The 17449-nt window shown below is 72.5% G+C and carries 13 protein-coding genes, 3 tRNA genes and 1 pseudogene; 2 read left to right on the top strand and 15 right to left on the bottom strand.

Annotation, left to right across the window (positions count from 1 at the left end; genetic code table 11):
* Window positions 1–72 precede the first annotated feature (72 nt).
* The 5 genes and pseudogenes from rplA to ACFHWE_RS09065 all read right to left on the bottom strand — a co-directional run bounded on the left by rplA (window position 73) and on the right by ACFHWE_RS09065 (window position 3002).
* Complete coding sequence (gene rplA / locus ACFHWE_RS09045; protein WP_028646526.1) at window positions 73–750, bottom strand: 50S ribosomal protein L1; 678 nt, start codon at window positions 748–750, stop codon at window positions 73–75.
* A 109-nt stretch (window positions 751–859) separates the two neighbouring features.
* The gene (rplK, locus tag ACFHWE_RS09050) at window positions 860–1288 is read right to left on the bottom strand and encodes a 50S ribosomal protein L11 (protein ID WP_416600219.1); all 429 of its coding nucleotides are present in this window, start codon (window positions 1286–1288) and stop codon (window positions 860–862) included.
* 230 nt (window positions 1289–1518) lie between these two features.
* Window positions 1519–2322 (bottom strand): transcription termination/antitermination protein NusG, encoded by an 804-nt coding sequence (gene nusG / locus ACFHWE_RS09055; protein ID WP_416600221.1) that lies wholly within the window; start codon window positions 2320–2322, stop codon window positions 1519–1521.
* Between the two features lie 286 nt (window positions 2323–2608).
* Window positions 2609–2842 (bottom strand): annotated as a pseudogene (gene secE, locus ACFHWE_RS09060) (preprotein translocase subunit SecE); the annotation flags it as partial.
* Between the two features lie 87 nt (window positions 2843–2929).
* Window positions 2930–3002, bottom strand: a tRNA-Trp gene (locus tag ACFHWE_RS09065).
* A 216-nt stretch (window positions 3003–3218) separates the two neighbouring features.
* On the opposite strand from ACFHWE_RS09065, the gene ACFHWE_RS09070 reads away from it, so the two are divergent.
* Window positions 3219–4427 (top strand): pyridoxal phosphate-dependent aminotransferase, encoded by a 1209-nt coding sequence (locus ACFHWE_RS09070; RefSeq protein WP_416600223.1) that lies wholly within the window; start codon window positions 3219–3221, stop codon window positions 4425–4427.
* Between the two features lie 168 nt (window positions 4428–4595).
* A complete protein-coding gene (locus ACFHWE_RS09075) occupies window positions 4596–5660 on the top strand; it encodes an adenosine deaminase (RefSeq protein WP_416600225.1) in 1065 nt (354 codons plus the stop codon).
* On the opposite strand, the gene ACFHWE_RS09080 is transcribed toward ACFHWE_RS09075, so the two are convergent.
* From ACFHWE_RS09080 to ACFHWE_RS09125, 10 genes are all read right to left on the bottom strand, one after another.
* A complete protein-coding gene (locus ACFHWE_RS09080) occupies window positions 5633–6214 on the bottom strand; it encodes a TMEM165/GDT1 family protein (RefSeq protein ID WP_416600261.1) in 582 nt (193 codons plus the stop codon). The genes ACFHWE_RS09075 and ACFHWE_RS09080 overlap by 28 nt on opposite strands.
* Before the next feature lie 274 nt (window positions 6215–6488).
* Window positions 6489–7571, bottom strand: a complete 1083-nt coding sequence (locus ACFHWE_RS09085; RefSeq protein WP_416600227.1) for a UDP-N-acetylmuramate dehydrogenase — start codon at window positions 7569–7571, stop codon at window positions 6489–6491.
* An 11-nt stretch (window positions 7572–7582) separates the two neighbouring features.
* Complete coding sequence (locus ACFHWE_RS09090) at window positions 7583–8008, bottom strand: MaoC family dehydratase (RefSeq protein WP_028646533.1); 426 nt, start codon at window positions 8006–8008, stop codon at window positions 7583–7585.
* Between the two features lie 44 nt (window positions 8009–8052).
* Window positions 8053–8496 carry a MaoC family dehydratase N-terminal domain-containing protein gene (locus tag ACFHWE_RS09095; protein ID WP_028646534.1) on the bottom strand — a complete coding sequence of 148 codons (444 nt, stop codon included), beginning with the start codon at window positions 8494–8496 and terminating at the stop codon, window positions 8053–8055.
* Between the two features lie 149 nt (window positions 8497–8645).
* A complete protein-coding gene (gene rpmG, locus ACFHWE_RS09100; protein ID WP_026117477.1) occupies window positions 8646–8810 on the bottom strand; it encodes a 50S ribosomal protein L33 in 165 nt (54 codons plus the stop codon).
* A gap of 97 nt (window positions 8811–8907) precedes the next feature.
* Window positions 8908–8983 (bottom strand) — tRNA-Met (locus tag ACFHWE_RS09105).
* 98 nt (window positions 8984–9081) lie between these two features.
* Window positions 9082–9157: transfer RNA gene (locus tag ACFHWE_RS09110), tRNA-Thr, on the bottom strand.
* Between the two features lie 207 nt (window positions 9158–9364).
* A complete protein-coding gene (locus ACFHWE_RS09115) occupies window positions 9365–11467 on the bottom strand; it encodes an AAA family ATPase (protein ID WP_416600230.1) in 2103 nt (700 codons plus the stop codon).
* 92 nt (window positions 11468–11559) lie between these two features.
* Complete coding sequence (locus tag ACFHWE_RS09120; RefSeq protein ID WP_416600231.1) at window positions 11560–16092, bottom strand: TIGR02680 family protein; 4533 nt, start codon at window positions 16090–16092, stop codon at window positions 11560–11562.
* Window positions 16049–17446, bottom strand: a complete 1398-nt coding sequence (locus ACFHWE_RS09125; RefSeq protein ID WP_416600233.1) for a TIGR02678 family protein — start codon at window positions 17444–17446, stop codon at window positions 16049–16051. The genes ACFHWE_RS09120 and ACFHWE_RS09125 overlap by 44 nt, the downstream gene beginning before the upstream one ends.
* Between the last annotated feature and the right edge of the window lie 3 nt (window positions 17447–17449).

The raw sequence follows: 17449 nt of genomic DNA on the forward strand, positions 1-17449 counted from the left end.
GAACGGACCTCGAACGAAAGAGGCCCCCGGAACCTCGCCGGTTCCGGGGGCCGCCGCGCGTCTGCGTGAAGGCTAGGCGTCGAGCGGGATGCTCGGGCCCATGGTCGTGGTGACCACGGCCTTCTTGATGTAGCGGCCCTTGGCGGCGGACGGCTTGAGGCGGTTCACCTCGTCGATCGCGGCCTGGTAGTTCTCCACCAGCTTGGCGTCGTCGAAGGAGACCTTGCCGATGATGAAGTGCAGGTTCCCGTGGCGGTCCACGCGGAACTCGATCTTGCCGCCCTTGATGTCGGTCACGGCCTTGGCCACGTCCGGGGTGACGGTACCCGTCTTGGGGTTGGGCATGAGGCCGCGCGGACCGAGCACGCGGCCCAGGCGGCCGACCTTGCCCATGAGGTCCGGGGTGGCCACGACGGCGTCGAAGTCCAAGAAGCCGTTCTGGATCTCCTGGACGAGGTCGTCGTCACCGACGTAGTCGGCGCCGGCGGCGCGAGCCTGCTCCGCACGCTCACCGGTCGCGAAGACCAGGACCCGGGCGGTCTTGCCGGTGCCGTTGGGCAGGTTCACGGTGCCGCGGACCATCTGGTCGGCCTTGCGCGGGTCGACGCCCAGGCGCAGGGCGACCTCGACGGTGGCGTCGAACTTGACGCGGGTGGTCTCCTTGGCCAGCTTCACGGCCTCGACGGGGCCGTAGAGCCGGTCGCGGTCCACCAGCTCGGCGGCTTTGCGGTGGTTCTTGCTGCGCTTCACGCTGTTCTCCTCAGGAACGTGTGGTATCCGGGCCAGCGCATGGCCCTGCCACGGTGGGTTCTCGTCGTCGTCCCGCCATCCGGGTCCGGGACCCGGCGGGGCGCGAGGGCTACTTGACCTCGATGCCCATCGAGCGTGCGGTGCCGGCCACGATCTTGGCAGCGGCCTCGACGTCGTCGGTGTTGAGGTCGGGCAGCTTGGTCTGCGCGATCTCACGGCACTGCTCGGCGGTGATCGAACCGGCGGTGTTGCGGCCCGGGTCGGTGGCGGCCTTGTCCAGGCCCGCGGCCTTGAGGATCAGCTTCGGCGCCGGGGGCGTCTTGGTGACGAAGCTGAAGGAACGGTCCTCGTAGATGGAGATCTCTACGGGGATGACGTTGCCGCGCTGGGCCTCCGTGGCAGCGTTGTACTGCTTGCAGAAGTCCATGATGTTGACGCCGTGCGGACCGAGGGCGGTACCGACGGGCGGCGCCGGGGTGGCCTGACCGGCGGGCAGCTGCACCTTGACGAGTGCGGCCAGTTTCTTCTTCGGAGGCATATCGGGTCCTTTGCCTGATGTGCGATGTGTGCTGGTCCCTCACCTCCCGGCGGGGCCGGGGGCGGTCGTGGACCGCCGGGCGCCGGGGAGGAGCGTGCCGCGGCCGCGGCCGCGGGGCCCGCCGGGACCGGGCGGGCCGAAGCGCCCCGCCGTGGGCGGAGCACACGAGACGGGTCCGCCCGAGGGCGGACCCGTCAAGTCTACGCCGGTCGGGCCGCAGCCCGAACGCCTCAGATCTTGGCGACCTGGTTGAACGAGAGCTCGACCGGGGTCTCACGGCCGAAGATCGACACGAGCACCTTGAGCTTGTGCGTCTCCGGGTTGATCTCGCTGACCGTCGCGGGCAGGGTCGCGAACGGCCCCTCCATGACGGTGACGGACTCGCCGACCTCGTAGGCGACGTCGGAGCGGCCCGCGCCGCCCGCGGCGGCCTTGGCCTGCTGCGCCTGCTGCGGCTCCTCCTCCTGCTCGGGCGCCAGGAGCTTGGCGACCTCGGTGAGGCTGAGCGGAGCGGGCTTGTTGGACAGGCCCACGAAACCGGTCACCCCGGGGGTGTTGCGGATCGCCGACCATGACTCGTCGGTGAGGTCCATGCGGACGAGCACGTAGCCGGGCAGGACCTTCTCCACGACCTGCTGGCGCTTGCCGCTCTTGACCTCGGTGACCTCGTGCTCGGGCACCTCGACCTGGAAGATGTAGTCCTCCATGTTGAGGGACTGGGTACGGCTCTCCACGTTGGCCTTCACGCGCTTCTCGTAGCCCGCGTAGGTGTGCACCACGTACCAGTCGCCCGGCAGCAGGACGAGTTCGCTTCTGAACTCCTCGACGGGGTCGAGCTTGGGCTGCTCCTCGACCGCCTTGTCGGCGCCGTCAGCCGGCTCCGCCTCTTCGGCGCCGTCCTGGCCGGCCTCGGTCTCGGCCTGGTCGACCGTGTCCGCCGACAGTTCGTCCTCAAGGCCGGTCTCTTCCGCCGACGACTGATGACCCGGCTCCTCTTCGGGGAAGTCGTCAGAGGTCAGTGGGGACTCGGACACGGCTGCTCTTTCTCTCGTCGGATGCGCTGCGGGCGGGCCGACGCGCACCGGTCAGCGGCCGACGTCGAACCCGGTCCTGCCAGCTTAAGGTCTGTCGGTTCGGGATGGGACCAGGCAGGAAACACCGGGACGGCACGGCGCCCGCGCCGTGCCCTCCGCCCACCCGTTGGGTCCCGCTCTAGTCGCCGCGGCTCCGCATGAGGGCGCCCGCACCGATGAGAACGGCCATGGCACCGGTGGCGATGCTGGTCCACAGACCCAGCCCCTGGAACTCGCCCTCGGGGCTGAACCCGGAGTAGAGCCAGGTGATGAGCTCAGCGAAGACGAAGTCGGCGAGGGAGACGTAACTCAGGACCAGGACCACGAACACCAGCACGACGATGGTGTAGGTGATCAGTTCGCGCCGCGTGGGCCAGCGAACCTTGCGCAGCTCCTCGGCGACCTGCTTGGTGAAGTTCCAAGGGTTGTTGCGACGCTGGGGCTCCTTGCCCGACTTGGCGTCGGCGTCAGTCTGGGTCACCTGGGGTCCTTAGGGTCGCGGGCCATGGAACATCCCCGTAAACTCCCGCACGGTGTGCCGACCCGAGGTCGGCACACCGTGCGCTTGCAGGGCAGGAGGGACTCGAACCCCCAACCGCCGGTTTTGGAGACCGGTGCTCTGCCAATTGAGCCACTGCCCTTGACGGAAACTGCGCTTCCACCATAGCCGGTCGACCGCGGCTCCGCACACCATTACGGCCCGCGAGGCCGTCAACCGGCTCGACGCGAACGAGTGTATGCGCACGGCCCGCCGCGGACAAACCCGCCCCTCCCCCGACGCGCGGCCGCAGCGCACCACCAAGGCCTGCTACCCTCCCCGCCACCACCGGGGGCGCACACGTGACACCATAGGGTCCATGACTGAGCGACCCCGAGTCTCTGCACGTATCAGCGCCATCTCCGAGTCCGCCACCCTCGCCGTCGACGCGAAGGCCAAGGCCATGAAGGCGGAGGGGCGTCCCGTCATCGGCTTCGGCGCGGGAGAGCCCGACTTCCCGACCCCCGACTACATCGTCGAGGCCGCTGTCGAGGCCGCGCGCGAACCGCGCTTCCACCGCTACACCCCCGCCGGCGGGCTTCCCGAACTGAAGAAGGCGATCGCCGAGAAGACCACCCGGGACTCCGGCTACCAGGTCGAGCCCGCCCAGGTCCTGGTGACCAACGGCGGCAAGCAGGCCATCTACGAGGCCTTCGCCGCCCTGCTCGACCCGGGGGACGAGGTCATCGTGGTGGCCCCCTACTGGACCACCTACCCCGAGTCGATCAAGCTCGCGGGCGGCGTCCCCGTCTTCGTCACCACCGACGAGAGCACCGGCTACATGGCCGGGGTCGAACAACTGGAGGCGGCGCGCACCGAGCGCACCAAGGTCCTGGTGTTCGTCTCCCCCTCCAACCCGACCGGTGCCGTCTACCCGCGCGAGCAGGTCCGCGCCATCGGCCAGTGGGCCCTGGAGCACGACCTGTGGGTGCTGACCGACGAGATCTACGAGCACCTGGTCTACGGCGACACCGAGTTCTCCTCGATGCCCGTCGAGGTCCCCGAACTGGCCGACCGCACCGTGGTCGTCAACGGTGTCGCCAAGACCTACGCGATGACCGGCTGGCGCGTGGGGTGGATCATCGGCCCGAAGGACGTCGTCAAGGCGGCGGGCAACCTCCAGTCGCACGCCACCTCCAACGTGGCCAACGTCTCGCAGGCCGCCGCCCTGGCCGCCGTCTCCGGCAGCCTGGACGCCGTGGCGACGATGCGCGAGTCCTTCGACCGCCGCCGCCGGACCATCGTGCGCATGCTCAACGAGATCGACGGCGTGGTCTGCCCCGAACCGCAGGGCGCCTTCTACGCCTACCCCTCCGTGAAGGGCGTGCTGGGCAAGGAGATCCGCGGTAGGACGCCGGCCACCTCCACCGAGCTGGCCGAGCTCATCCTGGAGGAGGCCGAGGTCGCCGTGGTCCCGGGCGAGGCCTTCGGCACCCCCGGCTACCTTCGGCTGTCCTACGCCCTCAGCGACGAGGACCTCGCCGAGGGCGTGAGCCGTATCCAGAAGCTGCTGGCCGAGGCCCGCTAGGCTGTGTTCCTTTGAACCTCCGCTCCGCTTCGAGCGGATCGCGGTGAGGGAGCAGGCGGGTGTGCCCTCCGGCCGGTACCGGAGGGCACACCCGCGTTCGGCCGCCGTTTCCGCGCGAGTCCGGCCGACCCGGTACCGTCTGCGGCGCGGATACGGCAGAGTTGGTTCATGGAGAGACCGACCAGCACCCGCCGGTTGGACCGGCTGCCCAAAGCACACCTGCACCTGCACTTCACCGGATCGATGCGCCACTCGACCCTCGTGGAACTCGCGGAGGAGAACGGGGTCCGCCTGCCCCAGGCGCTGGTCGACGAGTGGCCGCCTCGTCTGCGCGGCACCGACGAGCGCGGGTGGTTCCGCTTCCAGCGCCTCTACGACATCGCCCGCTCCGCCCTGCGCCGTCCCGAGGACGTGTACCGGCTGCTGCGCGAGACGGCCGAGGACGAGCGCGACGCGGGTTCGGGCTGGTTGGAGATCCAGGTGGACCCCAGCGGCTACGCCTCCCGCTTCGGCGGCCTGACCGCCACCCTGGAACTGGTGCTGGAGGCCGCCCGCGCCGCCGAGCAGGCGACCGGGGTGCCGGTGGGCCTTATGGTGGCGGCCAACCGCACGAAGCACCCTCTGGAGGCCAAGGTGCTGGCCCGTCTGGCCCGCCAGTACGCGGGCCGGGGCGTGGTCTCCTTCGGCCTGAACAACGACGAGCGCAAGGGCCGTGCCCGGGAGTTCGAGGGGGCGTTCCGCATCGCCCGGCGCGCGGGGCTGCTGTCGGCTCCGCACGGCGGCGAGCTCCAGGGGCCGCGCAGCATCCGGGAGTGCCTGGACGAACTGGGGGCCGACCGGGTCGGGCACGGCGTCCGTGCCGTGGAGGACCCCTATCTGGTGGAGCGCATCGCCACGCAGGGTGTCACCCTGGAGATCTGCCCCACCTCCAACATCGGGCTGGGGGTGTTCGAGCGACTGGAGCACATGCCGCTGCGCCGACTCTTCGACGCGGGGGTCCCCATCGCCCTGGGGACGGACGACCCGCTGCTCTTCGGGCCGCGCCTGGTAGAGCAGTACGCGATCGCGCGCCGCGTGTTCGGGTTCACCGACGCCGAACTGGCCGAACTGGCCCGGATGTCCGTACGGGGTTCGGCCGCGCCGGACGCGGTGCGCAAGGAACTCCTGGCCGGTGTCGACGCCTGGGTGGAGGCTCCCCCCGGGGATCAGGACAGGAGCAACCAGAGGCCCTGACCGAGCATGGCGGCGCCCGCGGCGAAGAACAGGACCGCGGCGCCGAGCCGGATGGCGCGTTCGGGGAGCTTCTTGCCCAGGACGGCGCCGAGCGCGATGGCGACGGCGTCGGCCGCGACCATGCCGACCGTGGAGCCGATCCACACCGGCAGCCAGTCGTACCGGGTGCCGACGGTGATGGTGGTGAGCATGGTCTTGTCACCGAGCTCGGCGACCAGGAACACCACGATGACGGTGAGCAGGGCGGAGCGGATGCGCCGGGAGGCGGCGCGCTCCTCGTCCCGCTCGGTCATCTCGTCACCGCGCAGGGTCCAGAGGCCGAAGAAGAGGAAGGCCAGGCCCGCGGCGAGGGTGAGCCAGTCGGTGGGCAGGCTCGCACCGAGGGCCTCGGCGATCAGGACGCTGGCGACGTGGACGAGCGCCGTGGCCAGGGTGATGCCGAGCAGGACTGTGCCCACCCGGTACCGGGTGGCCAGGGACATCGCCACGAGCTGGGTCTTGTCGCCCATCTCGGCGACGAGGACGGCGACGGTGCTCGCCACGATTCCCGCCATGAACGCCGTCACGCCGCCCCCTTTCCGCTCTTTTTTCGACCATAGAACAGAAAGAAAGGGAACAGCAATTCATTGACGGAGTGAATTCATTTGCAAGGAGTGACTGAAAAAGAAGTTAGCCACGCCGAACACGAGAATTCGATACGCTTGACCAGGGTGTTCGCATCACCGTGCCACCACACCAGAGAACGGCCGAGCGGGGGTTCGGGCGCGGGACCACCGTGGTTCCACACCCGGATCGGTGCTCGATTTCCGGGCGGGGCCCGGAAAACCCTCACAGGGAAACGCCGACCATGACGGGTTCGTTGACCAGGCGCACGCCGAACGCCGCCTCGACCCCCGCCCGAACCTCACGGGCCAGGTCCAGCAGGTCCTCCGTGGTGGCGCCGCCGGGGTTGGTGAGCGCCAGGGTGTGCTTGCCGGAGATCCGTGCGGGCCCGGAGCCGTAGCCCCTGCCGAAGCCCGCCCTGTCGATCAGCCAGGCCGCGGAGAGCTTCACGTTGCCGTGGCCGTCCGGGTGGCCCGGAGGCTCCACGTCCGCCCCGAGGCGCTCGGCGACCCGCTCGCGCACCGTCGCGAACCCCTCCTCCGACACCACCGGGTTGGTGAAGAACGACCCCGCGCTGCGCGTGTCGGGGTCCTCGGGATCCAGGACCATGCCCTTGCCGGAGCGCAGCTTCAGGACGGTCTCACGCGCCTGTTCCAGAGGTACGCGGGCCCCCGCCTCCGCACCCAGGGCTCGGGCCACCTCGGCGTAGCGGATCGGGCGGCTGAGCCGGGACCGGCGCAGCGCGAAGACGACCTCGCACACCACGTAGCGGTCCGAGCCCTTGAACACGCTGTCGCGGTAGGTGAACCCGCACTCGGCGTTGGTCATGGCCCGCCGCTCCCCGCTCACGCGGTCGTGGACCAGCACCTCGCGCACGGTCTCGGAGACATCCTGGCCGTAGGCCCCCACGTTCTGGATCGGGGTTGAGCCGACCCGCCCGGGGATCCCCGACAGGAACTCGATACCGCTGAGCCCCTCCCGGACGGTGCGCTCGACCAGCGGATCCCACTCCACTCCGGCGTCGGCCCGCAGCAGGACCGTCTCCTCCCCCGTCTCCGGGTCGGGTCCGCCCCCGGTGAGGGACACCCCCTGGGAGTCGACGTGCACCACGGTCCCCGCGAAGCCGGCGTCGGCGACCACCAGGTTGCTGCCGCCGCCCAGGACGAGGACCGGCGTACCGGCGCGGTCCGCCTCGGACACCGCGCGCACCAGCGCCTCGGTGGTACCGGCGGCCACGAAGGTCCCAGCGGGGCCACCCAGACCGAGCGTGGTGTAGTCGGAGAGCACGGCTCCGGCAAGCGTGGACACTGTTCTCCCCCTCAGGCCAGGCGGACGAGCGCGGTGGACTTGGCCAGGACCTTGGCCCCGCCCGAGCGCGCGGTCAGGAGCACCGTGACGGTGCCGTCGTCGTTCTTGGCCCGGACCTTGCCGCCGACGGTGATCTCGGCGCCGCTGTCGTCGTCGGGGACCACCACGGGCGCGGAGAAGCGCACGGAGTAGTCGACGACGGCCCCGGGGTCCCCGGCCCAGTCGGTGAGCACACGGCCCGCCTCGGCCATGGTGAACATGCCGTGCGCGATCACGTCGGGCAGGCCGACGGACTTGGCGAAGCGCTCGTTCCAGTGGATGGGGTTGAAGTCGCCCGAGGCCCCGGCGTAGCGCACCAGGTCCGCCCGCTCGACGGGGAAGGTCCGCTCGGGGAGTTCGGTGCCGACCTCGACGTCGGCGTGGCGCAGCCTGCTCACGGTCGTGTTCCTCACATTCGACTGTTCGGGAGGGGAGGCGGCGGTCACTGGCCGCGGACGACGAGCATCATGCCCGCCGTGACGACGTGCTCGCCGCCGGCGTCCTCGGCCACGGTCTCCAGGGTGATCATCTCGTTCCCGCCGAGCGCCTTGACGTCGGTAATCCGGGTGATCGCGGTCAGCACGTCGCCCGCGTGCAGGGGACGGCTGTAGCGGAAACCCTGGTCACCGTGTACGACCCGGGAGAAGTCCACCCCCAGTTCGGGGTCGGCCACGGCCTGTGCGGACCCCGCCATACCGAGGATCACCGGGAAGGTCGGCGGCGCGATGACGTCGGGGTACCCGGCCGCCTTCGCCGCCTCCCGGTCGACGTAGACCGGGTTGGGGTCGTTGATCGCCTCGGCGAACTCGCGGATCTTGCCCCGGGTCACCTCGTAGGGCTCGGGCGCCGGGTACTCCCGGCCGAGGTAGTCGGCGTTGATCGCCACGTTCTCCCTCTCCTGCTTCTCACGCCGGGGAAGGCCCCGGAACAACGAACAGCCCGGCGAGCGTTGGACGCTCTCCGGGCTGGAGTCTATGCCGAACCGCCGGGTCGCTCACACGTTCACGACGCCGGACCACGACACCGCGCGGAACCCTAGCGGGTCTCGCGGTGGTCGTTGTGCTTGCGGCAGTTCGGGCAGAACTTCTTGATGGTGAGACGGTCGGGGGTGTTCCGACGGTTCTTCCGCGTGATGTAGTTCCGGTGATTGCACTCCTGGCAGGCCAGGGTGATCTTCGGCCTCACGTCTGTGGCAGCCACTTCGGAGTGCCTTTCTCGCTGGAGACGATTTCTGAGCAGTAGAACACTGCAAAGGGCCCGCGACGACCCCTGAGAGGTACCCCAGGGGTCAGCGGGTTGGTAGCGGAGGCCGGACTTGAACCGACGACACAGCGATTATGAGCCGCTTGCTCTACCGACTGAGCTACTCCGCCCCGATCTTCGGGCGCGGCCCGACAGGGACCGCTCCCGGTTCAGGCCGGTAGTCGCGCCACCGGCCACCCACCTGAGTGGACCGGACCGCTTCAAGTGGTGGAGCCCCTTTACGGAATCGAACCGTAGACCTTCTCCTTACCATGGAGACGCTCTGCCGACTGAGCTAAAGGGGCGCGCTGCGAGGCCTTGTCTCGGCTGCCTCGGGGGCGTTGCCCCCTCGCGCTGGTCATGACTATACAGGGCTTCGGGGGTGGTCTGCCAAATCGAAGGCCCCCGAACCGGTGGCGGCGTCCCCGCCCGGCCCCTCCCGGGACCCACCGGCGTGGGGAAGGCCCAGTCCAGAGGGGCGGGCACGCCCCGGGCCGCCCCGACGCTCCGCCTCACACGGTGCCCTCGGCCACCCAGACGTTGGACATCGCGTCGCGGTTGATCATGCGGATGGTGGCGGGCAGCCCCAGTCGGCGCAGGGCGTCGGAGAGGCGGGTGTCGTGCGTGAACACGATGACCTGCCGGTGGCGCCCCGCCTCCGCCAGGACTCCGGCCAGACCCTCCACGGTCTCGGTGTCCATCGCCTGGACCGGATCGTCGAGCATGAGGAAGCCGAAGGGGTTGCCCTCCACGAGGGCGCGCGGCAGACAGATGGACAGTGCCAGCGCCTGGAACTCGCCCTGGCTGAGCAGTCCGGGCGCGCTGGTCTGGTCGCCCACCCCGTCCACGGCCACGTCCACCTCGACGCGGCGCCGGGCGCCCCTGCCGATCAGGCGCATGCCCTGGAGGTCGATGTGGCGCTCCTGGCGCAGCCGGTGCCAGACCTGCTCCGCCTGGCCCGCCACCGGCCCCAGGCGCTCGGAGCGCACCGCCCTGGCCTGTTCCGTGAGCCAGTCCAGGGCCGCCTCGGCCGGCGCCAAGCGGTCCCGGGCCGTGATCGCGTCATCGGCGTCCTCCAGCCAGCCCGAGAGCCGCTCGGCCAGGTCCGTCCAGTCCCCGGCGGGGTCCTCCAGGCGCTCGGTCGCGTCCCTGCGGGCGCTGAGCGCCGCGGAGCGCAACTGTCGGCCGACCGTCTCGATGTGCTCGGCCAGCTCCCTCAGGTCGTCGATGTCGGCACCGGATTCCCACAGGGCCCACACCTGTCCCAGCTCGCTCTCCGGCGGCAGCCAGGAGGGCATCGGCGACAGCAGGAAGCGGGCCTGGTCGCGGGCGGCCTCGGCACGCTCGTAGGCGGCCGAGGCGGTCGCGGCCTGGGGGCGCAGGGCGCGCAGTTGTGCGTTGGCCCTGCGGACCCAGTCGGAGCCCAGGGCGCCGGCCGTCGCGCACGTGGGGCACGTGGTCTCCGTCGGGTGGCGCTGGTGGTGCTCCAGCGCCTGTTCGAGCAGCCGGACCACCCCGTGGGCGTGGTCGCCCTTGGTCCCGGCGGCCATCGCCAGCTCCATGGCGGCCCCGCGCAGTTCGTTGACCACGTCGCTGATCACCACGCGCTCGGGGACCGCGAGGCGGCGCAGCCTGCGCAGGACGAGGTGGAGTTCGGGGTCGCTCGGCCCGTCGTCGGCCGCGAGGCGGCGCAGGGCCTCCACGTCCAGATCGGGCGAGGACAGGATCCGGACCGCCTGGGCGGCCCGGGGGTCGGACGACCCCTTGAGGGCCTCCAGCAGGAGCCTGAGTTCGCGCGCGGGGCGGTCGCGGCGCTTGGCCAGGCCGGTGCACACGCGGGCCAGGCGGCGCTCGGCCTCGGCGAGCTCGCTGAGGCCGAGGAGGGCGGTGAGGGTGTCGTAGAGCTCGGCGGCCCGCCCGGTCACGGTGCGGCCGAGCTCGTCGTAGGACAGGAAGGGCCGGTAGCGGACCAGGTGCTCGCCCCACGACAGGGTGCGCAGGGAGGAGACCTCGCCGCCGGGGTGGACGACCTCGCCCCGAGCCGAGCGCACGCTCTCGCCCGTCCATCGGCGGGTGACCCGGGTCGGCCCGGGGTCCCCGGCGATGTGCAGGTCGACGGTGGCCTCGGTGCGCTCGTCGTAGTGGAGGTTGCGCCAGCCGTCGCGCCAGCCGGTGGGCATGGCGTCCCAGCGGGGGTTGCGGCCGGTGAGCGCGGCCTCGGCGGCCTCGGCGAAACTCGACTTGCCCGAGCCGTTGCGGCCGACGATGACGGTGAGGCCCGGTCCGGGCGGGAAGGCGAGTTCGGCGGGCCGGCCGATCCCCCGGAAGCCCTGGACCCGGATCCCGGCCAGGTAGGCGCGGCGCATCGGCCCGGGGGGCGCGTCCGCCCCGGCCAGGCCGCCCTGGGGGGCGTCGGGGGCCGGCCGGCCGTCGAGGAGCGCCTCCAGGGCGTCGTCGCCCCACAGGGCCGCGGTGACCCACGACCGCGCCTCGCCGGGCGGCCCGGAGCGCGCCAGCGCGCCCAGGATCCGCTCCGTCGTGGGGTCGCTCGCGGGTACGGGAACGTCGCTTCCCGCGCCGCCATACGCCCCGGATACCCCTGTCACCCGCGCCACCCCGCTCCGTGTCGTTCCTGCACAAGCAGATTAGGACAAGCCGGGAGGAAGGGCTCCGCTCGGCCGGTCCTCCCGCCACCGGTGCACGAGCCCTACACCCCCACGAGTCTGCGTCTGCTTCCGTCCCAGGTGAAGTGCAGTGTGGCGATCCCGGGCACGTTGGGGTCGCGCAGGCACTCGTAGATGTTGAGGCTGGGCACACTCGCGAAGCATCCCCAGACGCGCTCCGAGGTGAGGACGAAATCGAGGTCGAGTTCGACGAGCAGGCCGAGCAGTCGGCCGTGCGTGGGCTCGTCGACCTTGGCGAAGGCGTCGTCCAGGAGGATGAGCCTGGGTGCCCAGGGCGCCTGTGCCGCGAGCGCGTCGAACTGGGCCGCCGCCGCGGCGAACAGCACCAGGTAGGCCACGACCCTCTGTTCGCCCTGGCTGAGCGCGGTGCGGTGGCCGAGCCTGCGCTCGTCCCCGGTGCCGTCGGTGACGTAGACGGTGAAGGCGAACCAGGACCGGTAGTCCAGGGCCGCGCGCAACTGCGCTCCCCCGGTGGCGGTGGGGTCGAGTCGGCGGATCGCCTCGATGCAGCGGCGCAGGGCGTCGCGCAACCGGGTGGTCTGGACCCGTGAGCGCTTCTCCGCGGGTGTGGCCAGCAGCGGGACGACGGCCTCGATGTCGGCCCCGGCGTCGGGGGCCAGGTCCCAGTCCAGGCGGACGCCGAGCCCGGCTGAGGTGGTCACGTCCTTGAGCACGCCGTTCATGGTGGCGATGAGGGCGCGCGCCTCGTCGATCTGGCGGGAGAGGTGTCCGGCGAGCTCGCCGAGCAGGTGGCGTTCGAAGGCCTCCTCCTCGGCGACGGCGACGGTCTCCTCCGCGCGTGCGGCCGCGGCGGTGACGCGTTCGGCGTAGGCGGTGACGTCGTGGACACCGTCCTCGTCGTGGACGGTGAGGCGCTTGATCCCGCGCGGTTCGCTGAGCTCGGCGCGCGTCTGCGACCAGCCGATCGAGGACAGCAGCCGCTGGAGGTCCTCCCGGCTGCTGAGGATGCCGCTGTCGTCGACCCCGGTGACACCGTCCTGCGCGGCGATCCCCTCCTCGACCTGGCGGACGAAGGCCTCCAGGAGCGCGAGTCGGACGTCGGGGCCCGGCAGGGAGGCTGGGGCGGTCGCCGCGGGCTCCGCTGCGTCGGCCTCGGAGCGGGCCGCCAGGTACCGGGCGAGGGGCGCGTCGGATCCGGCGCACGCCTTGAGTCCGGCGGCGTCGAGCAGGACCGTGTCGGGAGCGTCCCCGGAGGTGCCCGGGCCCGTGGTGACGGAGGAGACGAGAGCGTCCCCGGCGACGAGCGCGCGGCGGACCTGTTCGGCCCGCTCGCGGGTGGCGGCGTCGAGCCGGGCCTCGGCGCTGACGCGCCGGTCCCGGGCGTCCTGGGCCGCGCGTTCGAGTTCGGGCAGGCGGCGGGCGGCGTCCTGGGCCCGGGCCCGGACCTGGGCGCGGGCGGTGTCGAGCTGTTCCGCGGAGGCGCCGCCGGCGCGTTCCCCGAGTTCGAACTGGCGGCGGACCGTGATCATGTCGTCGATGGCGGCCGCGCGGGCGTCCTCGGCGAGGACCCGGTCTGCGCGGGCGCGCCGCCAGTCCGTGACGTGGCGTTCGTGGTCGGCGAGGTTCCAGGCGAGGACGTCGAGGTCCCTCAGCGCGGCGGCGACCAGGACGCGCAGGTGGTCGAGGGCGCGCAGGGTGCTGTCGAGGTCGGCGCGGCCGGTGGGCAGGGAGTGCGCTGCCGCGGCCTCGCGGAGCCCGGAGCGCAGGTCGAGGAGTTCGGTACGCGTCCGCTCGGCCTCGCGCTGGGCGCTCTCCTGGGCGCGGCGGGCGGCGGCCACGTCGGTGCGGGCTGCGTCGAGGGCCGCCCAGGCGCGGGTGAGCGGGGCGGGGTCGGGAAGGTCCCGGGAGACCTCCAGGAGCTCGGCGTAGGCGTTCTCGACCGCCCAGCGGCGTTCGCCCGCCTCCGAGAGCAGGGCCTCGGCGATGTCGATCCTGCGGGCGGTGTTGGCGGTCTGGCGGTCGCGGGCACGCTTGCGTGCGGCCCTGCCGATGAACTCGGGTTCGCTCTTGTGGTGGGCCCCGGAGGCCACCCCGAGGCTCCAGGAGCCGTTGAGGGACACGGAGCTGACCGTGGCGACGGTGGCGTCGCGGCGGTGCTTGGCGGCGGTTCCGTCGATCGGTCCCGGCCGGTCCGAGTGCAGCGTGATGGAGGACAGCAGTGCGCGCAGGGCCTCGTGCCCCACTCCGGTCTCGGGCTCGGCGACGGGGACGAGGACGTCGAGGAGGGTGCGCCCCTTGGCGGGGCGGGACGGGGTGAGGACCAGGTCGCGGGTGCCGGGGTCGTGGACGGCGCCGTCGGAGCCGATCCAGGCGCAGAGGAGTCCGCTGGCCTCCAGGGCCGCCTCCAGACCGGCGCGTTCGCGCGGGTTGAGCTCCTCTGCGAAATCGACGGCGAGGTGGAAGGGGACGCCGCTGCCGTCGCCCCGCGGGCGGGTGGCCCAGGCCGGGCGCTCGGGTGCGGGGTCGGCGCCGCGCGAGCGCCGTTCGGCGAGCTCGTGGAGTTCGTCGGCGAGCCGCCCCTCCTCTCCGACCGCGACATCGCGGCGGGCGCGCAGCTCCTCCAGGAGCGGGTCGACCGTGGCGTGGGCGAGACGGGCGACGGTACCCGGCACGTCCGGGTCCAGGACGCGCAGGGACTCGCTGATGGGCAGCTCCACGCTGCCCTCCAGTTCGTGGATGGCCTCACCCAGGGCGTGGGCGTGGCCTGATTCGCGCAGGCGGGCGGTCCAGGCGCGGACGCCCTCGGCGTAGGAGGCGCTCTCCTCGCGCAGTCGGGCGATGGCCCCGCGCTCGCGGGTGTGGGCGTGTTCGAGTACCGCCTCGGCGCTCTCGGCCTCGCTGGTGAGGGCGACGAGGCGGCGGTCGGCGGCGGCTTCGGCGGTGGTGAACTCGGTGAGGCGCGTGGCGGTGTCGGTGCGGTGCTCGGCGTGTTCGGCGGCGGTGGTGAGCCGGTCGTGGAGGAGGCCGAGGCGTTCACGCAGGGTGTCCAGGTCCAGTCCGTCCACGGGCGGGCGCTCCACGGCCTGTTCGAGCCCTTGGAGGTCGACGCGGGTGGTGCTCTCCCTGGGGGCGTGGACCCGGGACGCGGTGTCGGGGACGGCCCCGAGGGCGGCGGGGTCGATCCCGGCCGCGGTGGCGGCGCGGTCGGTCTCGGCGTGGGTGTGCCGCAGCACGTCGAGGGCGCGTTCGATGGCACCGATGTCCTCGCCGAGGCGTTCGACGGTGTGGTTCTCCGTGCGCTCGGCGTGTTCGGCGGCGACCCAGGCGGCCTCGGCGGCGCGGATGTAGGCGCCGACCGCGGCGTCGTAGGCGCGGCGCGCGCCCTTGGTGGCCGTCGCGGCGTCCGTGCCGGCGGCGGCGAGGGTGGCGTCGTCGGCGTTGGCGGTGTCGCGGGTGCGGCGGGCCTGGTCGCGTTCCTCGGCGACGCGGCCCTCCGCGGCGACCAGGCGGTCGAGTTCGGTGCGCAGGCGGTCGGCCTCGGCGGTACGGCGCTCGCAGGCGTCCAGTTGTGCGCGGACCTCGGCCGCACGGGTGCCCAGGGCGTAGAGCAGGTATCCGCGGTAGTCGGTGAGGAATCCGTCGACGCCGCTGCCCGCCCTGGTGAGGGCGGCCTTCTCGTCCCTGGCCTGTTCGAGGTCGGCGATGTTGCGCGCGACCTCGTCGAGGACGGTGTCGTCCATGGGGGGCAGGGCCTCGGACAGGACGCTGACGAGTTCGCCGGCCTCCAGGCGGTCGCCGATGGTGGGGCGGCGCAGGCGGTAGAGGAGGTGGACGAGGTTGCGGTACCGGACGGAGTCGTCGATGCCGAAGAGGCTGTGCATGACCCGGGCCCGGTAGGCGACGGCGCTCGTGAAGCAGTTGTCGGAGCCGATCTCGGAGCGCAGGCGGTCGACGGGTTTGGGACGGCCGTCCGTGACCAGTTCGAGGTCGTGGCCCACTCGGCGCTCGGTGACGAAGAACACGCACCGGGGGTCGGAGTCCCCGACGGCCAGGACGGCGGCGCCGAGGGTGAGGTGGCGCGGCGCCGTGGCGGGGGGTTCGGGTTCGGAGCCCTTGCCGGTGCCGCTCCGGCGGGCGCCGTCCAGGCCGCGGTCCCCGCGGTCGGTGGTGAACTCGACCCACAGGTAGCCCAGGCGTGTGGTGGGCCCGGCGTCCTCGTCCGCTTCGCGGGTCTCGGGGCGCTGGCTCTCCGTTTCGGCGCCGCCCAGCAGGTCGGGACCGGTGTGGTCGGAGCCGTCGGCCGACGCGGGGCGGCGCCCCTCGGCCATGAGCCACCGCAGGCTGGTGCGGTTGGTCCCCGTGGTGTCCAGGCGGCGGACGTCCCCGTCCAGGAGGAAGGGCAGCAGCATCTCCAGTGCCTTGGACTTGCCCGCGCCGTTGCGTCCGCGCAGCAGGAGGCGGCCCTCGGCGAAGTCGAGGACCTGGTCGTCGTACTGCCAGACGTTGCGGATGCCCGCGCGTTCGAGACGGTAGCGCGGGCTGTCGGCCGGGTCAGACGGAACCGTCTCCGGGGCTGGGCCGGTCTCTTGGGTCACCGCTGTCTCCTGGGTCACCACTGGTCGCGCTCACCTTCTCGTTCGCCACCGCTTGCGGCACGGACGCCACTGGGTTCAGGTCGCCACGGGGGTCGGTGGTGACCCCCGGCTCGTCGTGGTCGGCCCTGTCCGGTTCGACGGGGGACGTCCGGCCGTCCACGCCATTGTCCTGGATGCGGGGGACGCGCTCGTCCACGTCGGTTCCGTAGCGTGCGGCGGCAGCGGTGAGGTACCGCTCCCCCGGGGCACCGCGCAGGAGGCCGAGGTCCGCCAGCAGGGCCAGCACCCGCGCGGGGAGCCGTTCCGGGTCGGGGATCTCGGGGCCCGCCGTGCGGGCCCACTCGGCGCGCGCGGGCGCCCGTGCGCCGCAGAGGGCGTCCAGGGCGGCGTCCAGTTCCGTGTCCGGAACGGGGACGGAGGTGGTGGGGCGGCCGGGGAGCAAGCGGCCTGAGAGGTGTCGGATCAGGGCCAGGGCCGTCTGGCCGACGGGGTCGTCGGTGGGGAAGCCGGTGTGTTCGCCGGTGTCGTCCGGTGCCACCAGTGCCACCCCCTCGGCGCGGACCTCGGTGTCGTGGCCGAGGAGGCCGCCGAGGGCGGAGGCGGCCCGCCACTGGTGCGCGGCCAGCCGGTCGCGCTGGCGGTCGGGGAGTTCCTCGCGGTAGACGACGGCGGTCTCGGCGAGGAGTCTGCGCAGCGCGACCTCGCCCGCGTGGTCGCCGTCGGGGTCGGGGTCGGCGGCCTCGGCCAGGAAGGAGTCGGGGGTGTCGCCCGCCTTGGGCGGGTGGGCCGCGACGGAGCGGACGATTCCGGGTTCGGGGCGCAGCAGGGGGTCTGCGGCGGCGTCGGCCCGGTGGTCGGCGAGCCGCCCCGCGGCCTCGGTGAGGGCGCCGAGTCCGATGAGGTACTCCAGCGCGGCGCAGAACGCGCGGCGCTCACCGAGTCCGCGCTGCGGGTCGGCGTCGATGTCGGCCTCGGCCGCGACGGAGCGGACGCGCCCGGCGAGTGTGCGGACCGGGGCGGGTTCGGGGTCCTCCAGGAGGACGGCCAGGGTCAGCGCGAGGTAGGTGTGCACGCGCGGGGTGAACCGTGCGCCCGTCGCGCGGGTGAAGGGCCGGGTGACCTCCTCGACGAGTCCGCGCTTGACGAGCCTCGCGTGGTCCTCGGCGATGACCAGCCGGTAGCCGAGAACCCGTTGGAAGCGCTGGACCAGCCACTCGGCGTGCGAGCACACGAGGGCGTACTCGGCCGGGCGGGTGCGTGCGGTGATGAGCGGCCGTGCCATCAGGGCGCGGGCCGCGGCCTGGCGCTCCCCGATGAAGGCGGCGTCCTCGCCGTGGGCGTCCGTCTCCCTCACCCC

The organism is Nocardiopsis sp. LOL_012 (genome assembly GCF_048060475.1).
GTDB lineage: Bacteria > Actinomycetota > Actinomycetes > Streptosporangiales > Streptosporangiaceae > Nocardiopsis.

Excerpts from the sequence above, each read along its gene's own strand:
- rplK (WP_416600219.1), bottom strand. The coding sequence starts at position 1,288 with ATGCCTCCGAAGAAGAAACTGGCCGCACTCGTCAAGGTGCAGCTGCCC.
- ACFHWE_RS09080 (WP_416600261.1), bottom strand. The coding sequence starts at position 6,214 with ATGGCGGGAATCGTGGCGAGCACCGTCGCCGTCCTCGTCGCCGAGATG.
- ACFHWE_RS09075 (WP_416600225.1), top strand. The coding sequence starts at position 4,596 with ATGGAGAGACCGACCAGCACCCGCCGGTTGGACCGGCTGCCCAAAGCA.
- ACFHWE_RS09070 (WP_416600223.1), top strand. The coding sequence starts at position 3,219 with ATGACTGAGCGACCCCGAGTCTCTGCACGTATCAGCGCCATCTCCGAG.